The organism is Acidaminococcus sp. CAG:542 (assembly GCF_000437815.1).
In the GTDB taxonomy this organism is placed as follows: Bacteria; Bacillota; Negativicutes; order Acidaminococcales; family Acidaminococcaceae; genus Acidaminococcus.
Genome location: NZ_FR902047.1, coordinates 7,559 through 23,690, shown reverse-complemented (window position 1 = coordinate 23,690; position 16,132 = coordinate 7,559). Strand labels below are relative to the sequence as shown.

Below are 16,132 nucleotides of genomic sequence, written 5' to 3'. Positions count from 1 at the left end.
TTCTCAAAGTTCGTCTCACTGTCTCAGCGACATCTTGTTTATTTTATCAAGAAACTTTCATCTTGTCAACAACTTTTTTATTTTCTTTCGAAAACATTCGGCTGTTGAGAAAGTTTCCCGATGTCACTCTCTCTCGAGAATGCTTAATTATAATACCACACTTATGGGAAACCTTCAATTTCGGTATTTAAGTTTATTATTTCGTTATTTAAGTTTATTTACGTATATTTTACTTTTATACCTGTTTTTTACATTCTTTAGCTTCATTTTTTATTTTAATTCGTTTTGTTTATAAAAGAACGTTTAATTGTTCGATACGGTTCGGACAATTAAACGTTCTTTTATTTATTTTATCCAATCATTTGATTTTATTTAACTTGGCTGCCAGTTCTTCCGCAGAAGGATCATCCCCGGTGCTGGTGATAATAGGCTGCTGTCCCATCATCACTGTATCTCCGCTGGCATAGGCTTCCGGCGCGGTCTTGTTGTTGTGATACACCGCAGCCAGATTCCCCATGACAAAATAGGACCGCTCTTTGCTGGACATGGATCCGGTGGCGCTGGGTGTCAGGAACTCTTTCTTGTTCACATAGACCACCCCATCTTTGTCATCCACATGTTTGTTGCTCCAGGCGTTCAGCTTCTTTACGTAGTTTTCCCGCCGTTCCGTACAAGTAGGATGGTCGCTCCAATGGATGTTCATATCCCCGTACTTTTCCAGGAACCGCTGCCATACGGCAGCCGTAGCTCCTGGGTTGTAATTGGTGTGGGTGATGTAATCAAAGGCCAGGTTGTCCGCTTCCCATTCCATGGGTTTGGACAGATGGACGTTCCGGGTATAGGTATACAGCTGACCGATTGCCCCGCTGGCAATCCCTCCGGTTGCCGCATTGGCCATTTCCGCCAGCACTGCAGCATTCAGAGACTTCTTGACGCCCTGGAGAGGATGGTCTTTCTGCCCATGGCCCAGTTCATGGCCGATGACCACAGCAATTTCATCATCCATGGGCATCAGATTGAAGATGCCCCGGTACACATTCACATTGTGCCCAATGGTGCAGTAGGCATTGGCATCATCATTGGGGCTGATGAAGTAGTTGTAGGGTTTCTTGTACACCGTAGGATCCACAGCAGCGATTCCGGCGGTCACATTGCTCATAATGGTATCCAGCCGGCTGTTCAGATACTCATCTTCATCCACCCCTTCTTCCTTCTTCATTTGTTCGAACCATTCCTGACGGCCCTTGTCCGTATTGTTGTAGGTCTTGTAGACCCCCATCACCTTGTCCCTGTACATGGTGCCGGCAATGGCAGTACCCAGTACGTCCACCAGCACCCCGCCGGCTTCCGCCTGCTGCGGAGGGATCACCGTTCCCGTCACGGCTCCCAGGCCCAGCATTCCGGCCAGTGCACACCCCATCAGTCGATTCTTCCACAATTTCATCCCAAGTCACTCCTTTATCCAATATGCCTGTCTCATGGTTTTGCCGGCAGTTTCCCGGTCCCCGTCCCCCTATGGCTCGTTCTCCTGTTATTGTAACCCAAAACAGACAGCCGGACCACTCCCCGTCCGCTGTCTGCTTCAGCTGCCGGGAAGAACGTTTCTTACGTTACACTCCCAGCTTCATATTCAGGTCGATGATACCCACAGCATAAGGGGCAATTTCATATTGTCCGAAGACAAAATGGATATGTCCTTCCTGGTCCAGATAATAGTTTTCCGGCAATTTTTCCAAGCCCTTGAAATCCTGGAAGAAATAGTGTCCTTTTCCGTAATCTGTATTCCACAGGGCCTTGTTGATCTTGTCCAGGGTAAAGTTCCCTCTCAAGGCCGGTGTCAGGACCTTCTGCCAGGGAACCAGCTTTCCGGTTTCCAGATCAAAGGTCTTCCCCAGTTCCCAACTGGTGGGATGGGCTGCCCTTTCCACAAAATCATAGCCGTAGGTCTGGAAGGAGAGATACCGTTCTCCATGGTAGCTGACTGCAAAATCCACCCGGGAAGTGAGTTTTTCCTCCATGGTATTGGCCTTGTTGTAATTCTCCCGGGAAATTTCTGCCTGTTTTTCAAAATACCGGGTAATTCTCCGGGACACTTCCGGTTTGCCCATGACCCTCACCTGAGGATAGTGGATCAGCAGATCTTTCTCCCGGATGATCCCGCTACGGATCACCACACCGTTCTGGGCATAGACTGCCTGGCCTGGTACATGGCTCTGGAGTTCCTGTTCAATCACATGGTGAGCCGCTTCGGAAGGAGTGACCGACTGAGCCTGGACGGCTCCTGTTCCAATAAAGGCTATGAACCCTGCCAACAGAGCAGTGCCGGCAAAGGCACGGATTTTTTTCTGATCCATCGTACATCTTCCTTTCCCTTTTCTCCATCGACTGTATTATACAAAGACTCTTCCCCTGGTGCAAGACGCATCGCCAAAAGAGCTACTCGTTGAGGGAATAGACCACATGGACGGTTTTCCGGGTAGGTACTGGCCGCCCGGAGGCATCCAGGGCCGGTGAAAAACTCCACTGCCAGGCGCTTTTCAGGGCTGCCCGGTCCAGCCGGTCATACCCGGAGCTCCCTTCCAGCCAGGCGGAGGTCACTTCTCCCCCGGCGCTTACCGCCACCCCCACCAGGGCAGTCCCTTCTTCCCCGGAAGCCCGGGAGGCCTGGGGATAGATTTTGCTGTAGCCGGTGAGGCTGGCATCCCGGCTCCGGTCGCCGGCCTCTTCTCCCTCTCCTTCTCCGCCCCCGCCGGAGGTTCCGGTTCCGCCTTCCGAAGCGCTCTCTCCATTGCCGCTGCCTCCGGTTGTTCCTGTTCCCGGAACTTCTCCGCCGCTCCCCTGGGACGAGCCGCTCCCGGACAAGGTGCTGTCCGCCGTTTCCCCGGAGGAACCGGCCGGTGCCTGGACTTCTCCCTGGTCACTGACCCGGCTGGGGGCTTCCAGCAGCTGTTCCAACAGAGCCTCCCTGGCTGTTTCCCCAGATTCCCGGGATGCCGGTGTTCCCCCGCCAACTGGTTCCCCGAGAACGCCCTGGTTTCCGTTTCCCGTCCCCCGGGTCTTTCCGGAGTTTCCTCCAGCCGGCCCCAGCTCTGCCAGATGGACCCGGATGGGTTCCGCCCCTTTGTCCGGCAGGGAACGATGAGCATAGAGCAGGGCTCCTCCGGCGGACAGCAGGACCAGGTGGATCACCAGGGACAGCCGGACATACCGGCTCCACTCAGGCTTTCCCATGGTCTTCTCCTGTGGAGACGGACAGGGAGAAATCTTCCAGGCCCGCCCGTTTCAGTTCTCCCATAATGCCCATGACCCGGCCGTAGCTCACTTCCTTGTCCGCCCGGAGATTCACCGTCTGTCTGGGATTTTCCCGGGCCGCAGCCGCTCCTTCCCGGAGCAGTTCCTCCAGGGTCACCTGATGGTCCTGGAACCAGATGGTCCCGTCCCGGGGCAGGGTCACTTCCACCTGAGCCTTCTGCTGGAGCTGTCCCCGGCCTTCCGGCAGTTCCACCGGCACCCCTTTCTGCTGGGTCATGTACATGGTGCACACAATGAAAAAGATCAGCAGCAGGAACACCATGTCGATCATGGGAGAAATCTGGATGGAGGGCTTTTTGTCCCCTCCGGAACGATGGAGATGGATCATGCCCCCTGCCCTCCCTGGCCGGGCATTTTCCCGGCATTTTCCATAAAGGCGTTGTCCATCTGCTCCACTTCCTCCATCACCGTATTCACCTTCTGGGAGAAATAGGTGTGGAAACAGATGGTGGCAATGGCAATGAGCAGTCCGAACACTGTGGTGATCATGGCTTCCGCCACCCCGGCGGTCACTCCCAGAGGATTTTCCCACCGGTCTCCCAGAGCCTGGAAGGAGGACATCATGCCGGTGATGGTCCCCAGGAGCCCCAGGATGGGGGCCAGGGTCACGATGACGGACAAGTAGTTCAGCCCTTTTTCAAACTGGTTCACCAGCTGCTGGCTCTCCCCCAGGATATAACTTTCCTTTTCCCGGACGGCAGATGGCGCCGTCAGGAGTTTTTTGCCCAGTGCCGCCTGGGCTCCCGGTGTTTCCCAGGTCCCGTCCAGCAGTTCCTGCCATTTTCCCTGCCGGACCTGCCGGCAGAAGGTCCGGGCATAGGCTCTTCCGGAATCTTCCCGGCGGTAAAAAGCCAGCCGTTCCAGGATAATAGTCAGGGATGCCAGAGAACAGAGCAGAAGGGGCCACATGACCACCCCGCCCCGGAGAAAAAATGTCCACCCATGCTGCAGCCAACCAATCATCTAATTATGCCTCCCTGTTTTCCAGTATTGTATTGAGTCTTGCCAGCTCTCTTTTTTGCTGTTCCGGATCCGGACAGATCCGGATTTCCAGTCCCTCTTCTCCCTGCCGGACCTGGAAGGGAACCTGGTAGGCCGCTTCCAGATTTTCCTTCCGGAGCACCTGTTCCGGTGTCCCCTGGGCCAGCAGCTTTCTCTGTCCCAACAGCAGCAGCCGGGTGCAGTACCGGGCCGCCTGGCCGATGTCATGGAGGGACAGGACCACGGTCCGCCCTGCCCGGGCCAGGTGCCGGCTCAGTTCCAGCACGGTGTTTTCATACACCAGATCCAGCTCTGCGGTAGGTTCATCCAGCAGGATCACCGGGGTCTGCTGGATCAGGATCCGGGACAGCAGCACCCGCTGCCGCTGTCCCCCGGAAAGATCCGTCACTGGCCGCTCCTGCATATTCCCCAGACCGAAGACCTCCAAACAGTCCCGGGCCAGAGCTCTTTCCCGGCCGCCTTCCTGCTGGTGCCAGTCCAGATAGGGATACCGGCCCATGAGCACCACCTGTTCCGCCGTATAGGCAAAGGGCAGTTCCCGTTCCTGGGGCAGATAGCTGACCTTTCGGCTCAGAGCCTGCCGGTTCCAGGATTCCAGAGGTTTTCCTTCCAGTTCCAGGGTCCCGGACTGGAGGGGCAGGATCCCGGCCAGGGCCTTCAGCAGGGTACTCTTCCCTGCCCCGTTGGGGCCGATGAGCCCTACGCACTCTCCCGCTTCCAGGGTGAAATCCAATCCCGTCAGCACCGGTTCCCGGCCATAGCCCAGGCTGCCCTTTTCCATTGCAAATTCCATATCAGTATCCTTTCAGCAGAGGTTCCTGCCCCTGAGGGAACAGGACCTTCCCATAGGCCCCGTTGGCCAGGGCCCGGATGCCGTACACCGCCATGGGAGAAGCATCGTACACGTACCGGTCCGGCAGGGCCACCCGCCGTTCCAGGCCTTTCAGCCCCTGGAGGGCCGGATCGGCGAAGAACTGCTGCTGGAATTTTTCATAGTCCGCCTTTTCCTCTCCATAGGGCAGGGCTACCAGGAAAAAGTCCGGATCCGCCTGGAGGATGGCTTCCCGGGTCAGGGGCTGGCCGTTTTTCAGCCCGGCCCGGCTGAGGCCGTTCCCCACATGGGCCCGGCGGCACAGGTCGTCATACAGGGACCCGGAGCCTCCGTACCGGCTCATAAGGGAAACCAGCAGGCCCACCGGTTCCGGGCCCTGCAGATTCTTCAGGACCCGTTCCGTCTCTTCCAGTTCTCCGTCCATCCGGGCCAGGACCTGTTTCCCGGCTTCCGGCCGGTCCAGAGCCCGGGCCATGAGCCCCACATTGTCACGGATTTCCTCCACAGTCACCGGACCCCGGCAGACCACCACAGGAATCCCCATTTCCTCCACTTTCTGGATCAGCCCGGGATCGGACCAAGTGGAAGCCAGGAACAAATCCGGTTTGGTCCGGGCCACGGTTTCCGGAGTCACCTGCCGGAGCACCGGTTCCAGGTCACGGGTTTCTTCCGCAATGAAGGAAATCCCCGGTTCCCGGTCCAGGTAATAAACCCCGGCCAGATGGTCTGCCGGCACCAGGGTCAGCAGGGTCTCATCCAGATGGAGGGAATCCGTCAGGATCTTTTGGGGAGGCCGGGCCAGACGGACCGTCTTTCCCCGTACATCCTCCACCGTATAGCCTCCCTGTTCCGGAGCGGCAGGGCCGCAGCCGGCCGTCAGGAGCAGAAACAGGATCCCCAGGATCCGCAGCAGTTTCATAGATCTTCTCCTTTGCAAAAAAAGATGGGGCTGTTGCCCATGCAGCAGCCCCTGGTTCAACTGAAGAAATGGATACGGGCCCGGTTGCCTCCCGGAGCCACATAATACAGATTCCCCATCCGGAGCTTCCCGTCAATCAGTTCAAACTGGGGAGCCACAATGTCGCCCCCGTCGGATTTGATTTCCACATCGCTGAATTTCAGCTGTTTGTACTGGTTGGAAAAAGTCCCCTTGATGGAATTGAATTTGATGATGGCATAAATGCCCTTGCCGGAATAAAAGGATCCGTAGGTGAGGGTAGACCGGCTGTTCCCGTCGCAGAGCATTTTCAGGTCCAGCTGGACCAGCGTCCGGAAGTAGGGAATGTTGGTAGCATCCTCACTGTGGAGATCATGGCCCATGACGCTTACATTGTAGGCTTTGGTATCGATGTTGAACCCGCCCCGGGCGTCGCAGGTCCCTTCAAACACATCCGCCGTCACGTTCTGGGCATCGATGTACCCGTCCGCATACTTGAAGTTCCCTTTCACATTGGTGAACCGCAGTCCCGGCAGGTTCAGCTTGGGCATGTACAGTTCCCCCACGATCACCGGATCCGGCAGTTCCCCGGTTACGGTGGCGCTGGCGGTAACCCGTTCCTTGATGTCCAGGCCGGTGCCCAGGGAGGAAGGATTCAGCTCCTTGATCCCCAGTTTCAGGTCGTAGGTGGAAACCTGGGGTTTCAGGTCCACACTGCCCTGGATGTCCACTCCCTTGCCTTCCAGGGTCCCTCCCAGTTCCCCGGTGGAAAAATCAATGGTCAGCTTGTCGCTGCTGTTGTACCGCAGGTCCGCATTCACATCCTGGAAGGCATGAATCCGCTGTTTGTAGCAGGCAGTCAGTTTGCAGTGGTTCAGCTTCACATGGGCATCCACGTTTTTCAGCTTGATGTCGAATTTTTTCTTCCGGCCCTTCTGCTCAGCCGGTTTGGGTACTTCTGCCGCCCGGATCCCCCGGATATGCATGTTCTCCGTAAAGGTCAGCTGGATTTCCGCCTCATTGAGCTCCAGTTCCTGGATGGTCCGGGTGCTGATCCGTTTCAGCACAATGTCCAGAGGCCGTACCTGGAAGGAGCCGCTGGGGATGAAGACCCGGTTCCCGTCATGGCTGCCCTTCCATTCCAGGTTTTCGAACCGCACATGGCCCATGGGGGTGGCCGTCAGCCGCTCCACGGTAATGGTCCCGTCAAAGAAATGCTGTTTGGCCATTTCCCGGTTGAAAATCTGGGCCGCATGGACACTGGCAATGTAGGCCAGCCACACCAGCACCAGCAGACTGGCCAGGAAGCTCAGCAGGATCCATTTGATTTTCCGGCGGTGCTTCTGGAGAAACCCTTTCAACCTTTTCATGGCTGATTACCGCAGGGCAGAGACCGCTTCCTGCATATCCGGAGCCCCAAAGACGAAGGACCCGGCCACCAGCACGTCAGCCCCGGCGTCCCGGCAGGCTTTGGCAGTTTCCCCGTTGACCCCGCCGTCCACTTCGATGAGCACCTTCAGATTCCGTTCCCGGATCATGGCCTTCAGCCGGCGGATCTTGTCCACGCTGGTGGGGATGAATTTCTGCCCCCCGAACCCCGGGTTCACGCTCATGATCAGGATCATGTCCGCATAAGGAAGGATTTCCTCGATCTGGCACAGGGGCGTGGCCGGATTCAGGGCCACCCCGGCCTGGATGCCCTTGCTGTGGATGGACTGGAGCAGCCGGTGGAGATGATGGGTGGCTTCCGCATGGACACAGATCAGGTCCGCGCCGGCAGCAGCAAAGCTGTCCACATAATTTTCCGGATTCTCCACCATCAGATGGCAGTCAAAGAACATGTCCGTCCGTTTCCGGAGGCATTTCACCACCGGAGCCCCGAAGGTCAGGTTGGGAACGAACTGGCCGTCCATCACATCGATGTGGCACCAGTCGGCACCCGCATCCTGGATGCGGGCCACTTCTTCGGCCAGACAGGAAAAATCGGAAGACAAAATGGAAGGAGCGATGATGGTCATGATTTTTTTCCTCTTTTCTTTGGTTCCGCCAATTCCTGACGGATCGTGCAATAGGAAGCATAACGGCTGGGAGCGATTTCGCCCCGTTCCAGGGCCGCCTTGACTTCACAGTCCGGTTCATGGGTATGGGTGCAGCCGGTGAAGCGGCAGCAGCCTTCCCGCTGCCGGATTTCCCGGAACCCGTCGGCGGCATCCTCCATCTGGAGTTCCGCCAGATCGATGTTCCCGAAGCCGGGGGTATCCACAATGTAGCCGCCTCCAAAGGGCAGCAGCTGGGCAAACCGGGTGGTATGCCGGCCCCGGCCGATTTTGCTGCTTACATGGCCGGTTTTCAGGGTCAGGGAAGGATCCAGATGGTTCAGCAGAGTGGATTTCCCGGCCCCGGAAGGTCCCCCGAAGGCCACAATGTGGCCCCGGACCTGTTCCAGGATGGGTTCCAGCCCCATTCCCTCCCGGGCTTCCACCGGATACACCGGATAGCCCAGGGGCTGGTAGACCGCCTGGAACCGTTCCACCAGCCCTTCCGGCGCCAGGTCCCGTTTGTTCAGTACCAGAGCGGCCGGGATTCCGGCTGCTTCCGCCAGGGCCAGCAGCTTGTCCACCAGCAGGAAACTGGGATCCGGGTCACTGCAGGCGAAGACCGCCATAAGGCAGTCCAGATTGGCCACCAGAGGCCGCTGGAGCAGATTCTTCCGGGGCAGCACCTGCCGGATCATCCCTTCGGTGCCCTGGGCTTCCAGTTCCACCCGGTCCCCGGCAGCCATGGTGAACCGTTTCTGCTTCATCCGGCCCTTCACCTTGCAGGTGTACAGGATGCCGTCTTCTCCGGCCACATAGTAGTAGCCGTTGTAGGTCTTGATGATTCTTCCAATGGGATTGCTCACAGAGATTTATCCTCCGCCAGTTCTCCGTTCACGTAAATCTGGACGCTGGCCCCGGACCCCACATTTACGGTCCGGGTGATCCGGGTACCGGGAGCCACCGAATCGGAGAAGATGGTCCGGGTACTGCTGTCATCGGAAACGATGATCTTCACATTCTTGGCGCTGCCGCTGCCGGGAACCGTGTACCCGATGGTCCGGGTGCTGCCCCCGCCGCTGCTGCCGGAGCTGCTCCGGCTCTTCTTTTCTTCTTTTTTGCCGGCGGATACCACCAGGCTCACCGCGCCGCCCCGGTCCATGACGGAGCCGCTGCCGGGATCACTGGACAGGACCGTGTCCTTGGCCTGGTCGCTTTCCTGGGTCTGGATGCTGCCGATGGTGAGTCCCACACTGCTCAGCTGGTTCCGGGCTTCTGCCAGGCTCATGCCGGCCAGGCCGGGCACCACCGTCTGGTTGCCGCTGATGTTCACCACCAGGTCCACACTGGTCCCTTCGCTGACTTTCTGTTTGGGGGCGATGCTCTGGGACAGTACGGTTCCTTTCCCGGCCCCCGCCTCATACTTCACAGTCACGGTGCCCACCTTCAGCTTGGCTTTTTCCAGCATGGTGGTGGCTTCCGCCAGGGTCTTCTTTTTCAGGTCCGGCACCACCCCCGGTTCCGGTCCCTTGCTGACCACCAGCTGGATCTTCCGTCCGGCCTTCACCCGGCTGTGAGCCGCCGGATTCTGCTTGATGATCACCCCCGGGGTGGCAGTGGCATCATAGGCTTCCGTCAGGGTATACCCCAGTTTGTCCTTGGTCAGGATGGCTTCCGCCTCTACAATGGTCTTGCCCTTCAGGTCCGGCACCGTCACATCCCCGCTGGTGTAGCTGAGGATGGCATAGATGACCCCGGACAGGAGCACAATGGCCGCCATGAAAAAGGCCAGAAGCTTCTTTTTCCCGTATTTTTCCAGGAGGGTTTCCGGCTCTTCTTTTTTTTTCGGATCCGGTTTCTCCGGTCCCGCTGCCGGGCTCTTTTCAGCCGCTTCTGCAGTCTGGGGCTTCAGCAGCCCGTCCAGCATGTCGCTTTTGCTGATTACCATGGTCTCGTCGCTGACCGGGTGCTTCCGGGCATCGTTCCAGGTCTCTTCTTCCCCGCCCATATCTCCCAGGAGATGGGTCTGGGCACGCTTCAGATCCGTAAGAAAATCATCGGCGGTGGCATACCGGAGCCGGGGATTCTTGGCCAGGGCCTTGGTGATGATATTGTCCAGGTAGTAGGGAATGTCCGGATCGTACCGGCGGGCGGATGGAGTGGAGGATTCCAGATGCATCCGGGCCACTTCCAGCGGGGTATCCCCGTCATAGGGCAGCTTCCCGGTGAGCATCTCGAAAAGCACCACACCCAGGGAATACAGGTCCGACTGGGGGGTCACCGGCTGGCCGGCCGCCTGTTCCGGAGACAGATAGTACACGGAGCCGATCACATTCTTGTCCGTCCCGTTGCTGGGCTGGCCGAAGGCCCTGGCAATGCCGAAATCCGTAATCTTGGGCACCCCTTTGGTGTCGATGAGGATGTTCTGGCTCTTTACATCGCAGTGAACGATGGAATGGTCATGGGCCTGTTTCAGGGCTGAAGCAATGCCGATGGCATACCGGACTGCCGTTTTGTAGTCCAGGGCGCCATTTTCCTGGATCACTTCCTTCAGGGACCGGCCCACCACATATTCCATCACAATATAGTAAATGTCATTTTCATTGCCGCTGTCGTAAATATTGACAATGTTGGGATGGGACAGACAGGCGGCATTGCAGGCTTCCTGGCGGAAACGGGCCACAAACTGCTTGTCCTGGATGAACTGATCCCGGAGGATCTTGATCCCCACATCCCGGTGGAGCACCGTATCATAGCCGTGGAACACCTCGGCCATGCCGCCTCCGCCGATTTTGTCAATGATTTCATAGCGGCCATTGAGCGTTATTCTTCCTTCCATTCTGCAGCCTCCAGATCAATGACAATAAAAGAAATGTTGTCGTCGCCGCCGGCGGTCATGGCCCCGTTCATCAGGCCGTCCGCCAGCCGTTCCAGGTTCCGGTCTCCCAGAATCCGTTCGATTTCCGCTTCCGAGATCATGTTGGTGAGACCGTCGGAGCAGACCAGCAGCTTCTGGGCCCCGTCCAGGAGGATTTCAAAGGTGTCCACCTGGACCTGGGGATCCACCCCGATGGCCCGGGTGATCATGTGCTTCTGGGCAGAGGCTTCCGCTTCCTCCTGGGTCATCTGCTTCTGCCGGACCAGTTCCGCCACATAGCTGTGGTCGCTGGTCACCTGGCGCAGGATCCCTTCCTGCCACACATAGATCCGGCTGTCTCCCACATGGGCCACAAAAGCGCTGTGGGGATTGGGCAGGTACACCGCCGTCAGGGTAGTGCCCATGCCGGTGAATCCTGCTTTTTCCTGGGAAAGTTCCCAGATTTTCTTGTTGATATTCTGGATGCTCCGTTCCAAAAATGGGAGGATTTCCTTTCTGGAAAGTCCGGACAGGTCCAGACGGCTCAGCTGATGAACCGCTTCATAGCTGGCCACTTCTCCCGCATCCGCACCGCCCATGCCGTCGGCAATGGCATACAGATCCGGTTCCCGCACCAGGATGCTGTCCTCATTGTTGGGACGCACCATGCCCCGGTTGGTCCGGCTCACTGCTATCATTGGTTCTGCGCCTCCTTTAATGCGCTGGCCCGCAGCTGGCCGCAGGCCGCATTGATGTCCTTCCCCATTTCTTTCCGGACCGTCACGTTCAGATGCCGTTTCTTCAGCAGCTGGAAGAAATGGTCCACCGCCCGGTCGCTGGGCCGTTCAAAGCCCTTTTCCGGCACCGGGTTGGCCGGGATCAGGTTGATCACACATTCTTTGTGTTCCAGGGCATCCGCCAGGTTCCGGGCATCTTCCGGCCGGTCGTTGATGCCGGCCAGCAGGATGTATTCGTACATCACCTGGCGGCCGTTGCTTTTTTCATAGGCATCCGCCGCCTGGATTACTTCCGGAAAAGGATACTTCCGGTTGATGGGCATCAGCCGGTTCCGCAGTTCCATGGAAGCCCCGTGGAGGGAAATGGCCAGGTTGATGTTCCGGCCCTGGGCGGTCAGTTCTTCAATGCCCGGCACCACCCCGCAGGTGGAAACGGTCATGTTCCGGTAGCCGATGCACTGGCCCCGGTCGCTGTGGAGAATGTCCAGAGCCTTGAGCACATGGTCCAGGTTCAGCATGGGTTCCCCACTGCCCATGACCACGATCCGGCTCACCCGTTCTCCCCGGGGCTGGAGCCCGCTCTGGAAGAAATACAGCTGAGCCAGGATTTCCGCCGCCGTCAGGTTCCGGACGAAGCCGTGGAGGCCGCTGGCACAGAAGGCGCAGTTCATGGCGCAGCCCACCTGGGAAGAAAGACAGACGCTGTAGCCATAGTCGTGGTGCATGAGCACCGTTTCCACCGTGGCCCCGTCCGTCAGCTCCAGGAGCACCTTGTGGGTCAGCCCGTCCCGGGATTTGTATTCCTTCAGGACCTTCACCTGGCTGGTGGCAATGGTGTACCGCTCTTCCAGCTGCTGCCGGGCTTCCTTGCTCAGGTTGCTCATCTGGGAAAAGTCCGTGGCCGCCTTTTCATACAGCCAGCGGAACACCTGTTCCGCCCGGAACTTCTTCATGCCCAGTCCGGCCAGTTCTGTCTGGAGTTCTTCCAGGGTCAGGCCCATGATTTCTTTTTTGCACATGGCAGATCTCACTTTCGTTTTTCAAAAAGGCAGAGATAGAATCCGTTGATTCCGTCCCTCTGAGGCAGGATCTGGAGTTCCTCCACTTTTTCTCCGGTCAGGGGATGGGCAAAGGGAACGGAAACAAAATCCGGATGGTTTTCCAGGAACCATTTCCGCACCCGGGTATTTTCATCCTGTTCCAGGGTACAGGTACTGTACAGCAGCCGTCCCCCTGGCTTCACATACCGGGCTCCGTTTTCCAGGATCTTTTTCTGGAGCGGGGGGAACTGGCTGATGGCCCGTTCCTCTTTGGTCCACCGGGCTTCTGCCCGCCGGTTCAGCACCCCCAGGCCGCTGCAGGGAGCGTCCACCAGCACCCGGTCAGCCGTGTTTTCCCATTCCGGCACAAAGGTTGTCCCGTCCCGTTTTTCCGTCTGGATGCAGTGGATGCCCAGCCGCCGGGCATTCTCCCGGACCAGGGCCAGTTTGTGGTCATACAGATCCAGGGCCAGGATTTCTCCCCGGTCCTCCATTTTCTGGGCCAGATGGGTGGTCTTCCCTCCCGGGGCGCTGCACAGGTCCATCACCCGTTCTCCGGGCTGGGGATCCAGCACCGCCGCATCCAGCATGGAGCTTTCGTCCTGGATATAGATGTCCTCTCCGAACCGGTCCACCAGGGTCTCCAGGGAAGGCAGGCTGTCACAGATCAGCCCGTCCGGGGACCACCGGGAAGGATGGGTTTCGATGCCCTGGGCAGCCAGGCTGGTCTGCAGCGCCTCCCGATTCATTTTCAGGGTATTCACCCGGAAGGAAAAAGTGGGCCGGGCGTTGTCATAGGCACAGAGCTTCACCGCATCTTCCAGTCCATAGCGGAATTTCCACCTCCGGACCAGCCATTCCGGATGGTAATATTCCAAAGCGATCCGTTCCAGCTCATGATCCGGTCCCTGGGGGAATTTCCATTGTTTCCGGGTCCGGGCCAGCTGGCGCAGAGCTCCGTTCACCAGTCCTGCCGCTCCCTCATGGACCCATTTCTTGGCCAGTTTCACACTTTCGTTGCAGGCGGCGGAAACCGGGATCCGGTCCAGGTACAGCAGCTGGTAGGCTCCCAGCCGCAAAATCACCAGCACCAGGGGATCCAGCTTCCGCAGGGGCCGGTTCACCACCTTTGACAGATACCAGTCCAGGGTCCCCATGGTCTTTACGGTGCCATAGACCAGTTCCGTGGTCAGGCTCCGGTCAAGGGGCGACAAAGGAGCCCCACGCAGCCCCTGAGCCAGAGCCAGGTTTGCATAGGCTCCCTTGAGAAAGATTTGTTCCAGTATCTGTAATGCCGCTTCCCGCGGATTCTTGCCGATTCTTCTCATTGTTCGTCCTCTTCCAGAATAAATGACCGTATGGCCTCTTCGATTTTCCCCATGTCCGCCCGGGTGTTGAAGCAGGGTCCGTTGGGCCGCTCGTTGAGCACCCCGATTACCGGCAGGGGGAACACGTCCTGGATCCCGCTGGTAAGATCCCGTTCACAGGCCACCGCCAGGATGGCTTTGGGCCGGGCTTTCTTCACCGCCTGCCGGGCCAGGGTCCCTCCGGTGGCAATGGCCACATGGACCCCGTACTTTTGGGACAGGGCCAGCAGCTGGCCCACTCCACAGCGGCCGCACTGGTGGCAGTTGCTGATGTCCCGGGTCACCTTATAGGGGCAGGTATCCAGCTGGATGCAGTGAGGTGTCAGGATCAGCAGCCGGTTGGCCGGGACCCGGATATGCTGGTTCCGGACCAGATGGTTGCTGACTTCAATAAAGGACTGCTCCACCCGCCGTTTGGAAATCCCCATAAGTTTCCCCAGGAACAGGGCCAGAGGATAGAGCAGGTTGATGATGTGCCAGGCCCAGAAATAAAAGAACCGGATGGTGGGAAAGCCCAAAATGGCCAGGACGATGCCCACCACTCCGGAAAAAAGAGCCAGGATCACCACCAGGACGATCCAGCCCACCACCTGGGGCAGCCAGGGATGGATCTGCGCCAGTCCCGGCACCAGCAGCTGCCATAGCCCATAAGCCGCTGCCGCCGCCAGCAGCACCGCCAGAGAGGCCAGTGCCATGAAAAGCCGTTTCTTCGGCCGAAATCCCATGTTCATAATCTATTCCAGTCTGTCTCCCTGTTTCACATGGCCCCCGTTTACGAAGGAGGCTGCCGGCATCCTTTTTTTCCCTTCCGGCTGACATTCCAGGATCTCCAGGGTACCCTGTCCGCAGGCTACCCGGAAACCCTTTCCGTCCGCCTGGAGCACGGTGCCCGGAGCACCCTGGTTGCCTTCTGGCGTGAAGATCCGGCTCTTCCAGAGCTTCAGCCGCTTCCCGTCCGGCAGCAGGGTAAAGGAACCGGGCCAGGGGTCAAAGGCCCGGAACTGGTTGTGGAGAGCTTCCGCCGTTTTGGTCCAGTCCGCCTTTTCCATGTCCCGGGTAATGAGAGAGGCATAGGTGGCCTCTTCTTCCGGCTGAGGTACCGGCTGGAGGGTCCCAGCCGCCAGCTGAGGAATGGTGTCCAGCAGCAGCCGGGCGCCTTTTTCCTTCAGGATGTCATGGAGTTCTCCCTGGGTCATTTCCGGTCCCACCGGCACCGCCACCTTGCTGAGCATGGCGCCGGTATCCATCCCCACGTCCATCTGCATAATGGTAACCCCCGCTTCCTTTTCCCCTTTCAGGATGGCGTAATGGATGGGGGCTGCTCCCCGGTACCGGGGCAGCAGGGAAGCGTGGACGTTGATGCAGCCGTATTGGGGCAGATCCAGCAGGACTTTGGGCAGGAACTGGCCAAAAGCCGCCACCACGATCAGATCCGGACGGATTTTTTCCATCTCTGCCTGGAATTCCGGAGTCTTCACCCGTTCCGGCTGGAGCACCGGCAGATCCCGGGTCAGGGCATATTCCTTCACGGCGCTCATCATCACCTTGTGGCCCCGTCCTTTGGGACGGTCCGGCTGGGTGACCACCGCTGCGATTTCATACTGTCCGGATTCCACCAGGGCCTTCAGGCTGGCCGCGGCAAATTCCGGGGTTCCCATAAATACGATCTTCATTCTTGACCTTCCCTCGGTTTGGCAGAAAGGCTGATAGCCTTGTCAATGAACAGGACCCCTTCCAGATGGTCACATTCGTGCTGGAGGGCACGAGCCAGGAGCCCGTCGGCGGTAAGCCGGTAATGGTCCCCTTTCCGGTCCTGGAAATGGACGGTGATCTGGGCGGCCCGCTTCACTTCCCCTTCGTAGTCGGGGACGCTGAGGCACCCTTCTGAATCCACTGCTTCTCCCACCGGGTCCGTAAGCACCGGGTTCACGAATTCCCGGATGCCGGCCCCGTCGCCGGCGTCAATGATCACCAGCCGTTTGCTGAGGCCGATCTGGGGGGCCGCCAGTCCG

The 16,132-nt window shown here is 58.3% G+C and carries 17 protein-coding genes; all 17 read right to left on the bottom strand.

Going from position 1 to position 16,132, the window contains the following annotated elements; all coding sequences use genetic code 11:
• Positions 1-358: 358 nt before the first annotated feature.
• Positions 359-1,444, bottom strand: a complete 1,086-nt coding sequence (locus tag QVO43_RS03065; RefSeq protein ID WP_022487132.1) for a M48 family metallopeptidase — start codon at positions 1,442-1,444, stop codon at positions 359-361.
• 166 nt (positions 1,445-1,610) lie between these two features.
• Positions 1,611-2,354, bottom strand: coding sequence for an RsiV family protein (locus QVO43_RS03060; RefSeq protein WP_022487131.1), 744 nt, complete (start codon positions 2,352-2,354; stop codon positions 1,611-1,613).
• 82 nt (positions 2,355-2,436) lie between these two features.
• Entirely contained in the window at positions 2,437-3,231 is a 795-nt protein-coding gene (locus tag QVO43_RS03055; protein WP_022487130.1) for an energy transducer TonB, read from the bottom strand.
• On the bottom strand, positions 3,218-3,640 hold the full coding sequence (locus QVO43_RS03050) for an ExbD/TolR family protein (protein WP_022487129.1): 423 nt from the start codon (positions 3,638-3,640) through the stop codon (positions 3,218-3,220). The genes QVO43_RS03055 and QVO43_RS03050 overlap by 14 nt, the downstream gene beginning before the upstream one ends.
• Positions 3,637-4,275, bottom strand: coding sequence for a MotA/TolQ/ExbB proton channel family protein (locus QVO43_RS03045; protein ID WP_022487128.1), 639 nt, complete (start codon positions 4,273-4,275; stop codon positions 3,637-3,639). The genes QVO43_RS03050 and QVO43_RS03045 overlap by 4 nt, the downstream gene beginning before the upstream one ends.
• A gap of 4 nt (positions 4,276-4,279) precedes the next feature.
• On the bottom strand, positions 4,280-5,107 hold the full coding sequence (locus QVO43_RS03040) for an ABC transporter ATP-binding protein (protein WP_022487127.1): 828 nt from the start codon (positions 5,105-5,107) through the stop codon (positions 4,280-4,282).
• Position 5,108: 1 nt separating this feature from the next.
• A complete protein-coding gene (locus QVO43_RS03035; RefSeq protein WP_022487126.1) occupies positions 5,109-6,065 on the bottom strand; it encodes an ABC transporter substrate-binding protein in 957 nt (318 codons plus the stop codon).
• A 56-nt stretch (positions 6,066-6,121) separates the two neighbouring features.
• Positions 6,122-7,453, bottom strand: a complete 1,332-nt coding sequence (locus QVO43_RS03030; RefSeq protein WP_022487125.1) for a hypothetical protein — start codon at positions 7,451-7,453, stop codon at positions 6,122-6,124.
• A 6-nt stretch (positions 7,454-7,459) separates the two neighbouring features.
• Positions 7,460-8,101: a ribulose-phosphate 3-epimerase gene (gene rpe / locus QVO43_RS03025; RefSeq protein ID WP_022487124.1), complete on the bottom strand. Its 642-nt coding sequence runs from the start codon at positions 8,099-8,101 to the stop codon at positions 7,460-7,462.
• Positions 8,098-8,985, bottom strand: a complete 888-nt coding sequence (rsgA, locus tag QVO43_RS03020; RefSeq protein ID WP_022487123.1) for a ribosome small subunit-dependent GTPase A — start codon at positions 8,983-8,985, stop codon at positions 8,098-8,100. Before rsgA ends, rpe begins: the two co-directional genes overlap by 4 nt.
• Positions 8,982-10,958, bottom strand: coding sequence for a Stk1 family PASTA domain-containing Ser/Thr kinase (gene pknB, locus QVO43_RS03015; protein WP_022487122.1), 1,977 nt, complete (start codon positions 10,956-10,958; stop codon positions 8,982-8,984). Before pknB ends, rsgA begins: the two co-directional genes overlap by 4 nt.
• Entirely contained in the window at positions 10,943-11,674 is a 732-nt protein-coding gene (locus tag QVO43_RS03010) for a Stp1/IreP family PP2C-type Ser/Thr phosphatase (RefSeq protein ID WP_022487121.1), read from the bottom strand. The genes pknB and QVO43_RS03010 overlap by 16 nt, the downstream gene beginning before the upstream one ends.
• Positions 11,671-12,732 (bottom strand): 23S rRNA (adenine(2503)-C(2))-methyltransferase RlmN, encoded by a 1,062-nt coding sequence (gene rlmN, locus QVO43_RS03005; protein ID WP_022487120.1) that lies wholly within the window; start codon positions 12,730-12,732, stop codon positions 11,671-11,673. The genes QVO43_RS03010 and rlmN overlap by 4 nt, the downstream gene beginning before the upstream one ends.
• Positions 12,733-12,740: 8 nt before the next feature.
• Positions 12,741-14,081, bottom strand: coding sequence for a 16S rRNA (cytosine(967)-C(5))-methyltransferase RsmB (gene rsmB / locus QVO43_RS03000; protein WP_022487119.1), 1,341 nt, complete (start codon positions 14,079-14,081; stop codon positions 12,741-12,743).
• Positions 14,078-14,851 carry a DUF116 domain-containing protein gene (locus QVO43_RS02995; protein ID WP_022487118.1) on the bottom strand — a complete coding sequence of 258 codons (774 nt, stop codon included), beginning with the start codon at positions 14,849-14,851 and terminating at the stop codon, positions 14,078-14,080. The genes rsmB and QVO43_RS02995 overlap by 4 nt, the downstream gene beginning before the upstream one ends.
• 3 nt (positions 14,852-14,854) lie before the next feature.
• The gene (fmt, locus tag QVO43_RS02990) at positions 14,855-15,793 is read right to left on the bottom strand and encodes a methionyl-tRNA formyltransferase (protein ID WP_022487117.1); all 939 of its coding nucleotides are present in this window, start codon (positions 15,791-15,793) and stop codon (positions 14,855-14,857) included.
• The coding region (gene def, locus QVO43_RS02985; protein ID WP_288174422.1) for a peptide deformylase at positions 15,790-16,132 on the bottom strand (343 nt) is incomplete at its 5' end. The genes fmt and def, both read right to left, overlap by 4 nt.